The organism is Ochrobactrum sp. SFR4 (assembly GCF_019730395.1).
In the GTDB taxonomy this organism is placed as follows: Bacteria; Pseudomonadota; Alphaproteobacteria; order Rhizobiales; family Rhizobiaceae; genus Pseudochrobactrum.
The window spans coordinates 1-827 of record NZ_JAAPBB010000067.1; the positions used below are offsets into that span (position 1 = coordinate 1).

The window sequence follows — 827 nt, forward strand, 5'->3', positions numbered from 1 at the left end:
GCGATGAGAGACTCGAACTCCCGACATCTTCGGTGTAAACGAAGCGCTCTACCAACTGAGCTAATCGCCCGCTCGCTTTGAAGCGGCTGTGAGGCTCGTTTAAGGAATTCTTTGACTAAGCGCAAGAGCAAAAATCAAAAATAAAACAGAAATTTGAATTAATTTTTGTTTCTTCACATTCCCGATGCGGTTCCGTCATGCGTTTCGGATGATTCTTTGAATTCAGATGCTTATAGGTTGTGAGGGGGAGCATCTTTTTATTCTGTGCTGTGTATAAAACCTGTCATTTGTGCACTGCCTATATATATAAAGTGCTCTGTTCGGGCTCTGTGCATCTTTATCCTCTTTTCAGTGAAAAACTTTCAAAACCTCGCTTGACAGTTCATGGTGAACACATTAGACAGCGCCCATACCGAACGGAAACGTCACGGTGCCTCAAGTAAATAGCTTAAGGCTTTCAGATAATCTCTGAAAATACTGCGCGGGTGTAGCTCAGTTGGTTAGAGTGCCGGCCTGTCACGCCGGAGGTCGCGGGTTCGAGCCCCGTCACTCGCGCCACTTTCTCTTCTTTAAAATATAGTTTGTGAGAAAGTGGCGCACCCTGCCTGCTTTATATTTCCCTTTGATGTCCTGATTTAAGCATTTGTTTTTAAATGCAAATTTTCTTCATTTATTTGTAGATTTTGTAAGAAAACCCTTTGATTTTAAAAATGAATCAGAGTACATACCAAATCACTTCAGCACATGAAGTACTGCGCGGGTGTAGCTCAGTTGGTTAGAGTGCCGGCCTGTCACGCCGGAGGTCGCGGGTTCGAGCCCCGTCACTC

The 827-nt window shown here is 44.6% G+C and carries 1 tRNA gene; it reads left to right on the top strand.

The features are described from left to right. The first annotated feature begins 481 nt into the window (after positions 1–481). Positions 482–558: transfer RNA gene (locus HBA93_RS17865), tRNA-Asp, on the top strand. The last annotated feature ends 269 nt before the right edge of the window (positions 559–827 follow it).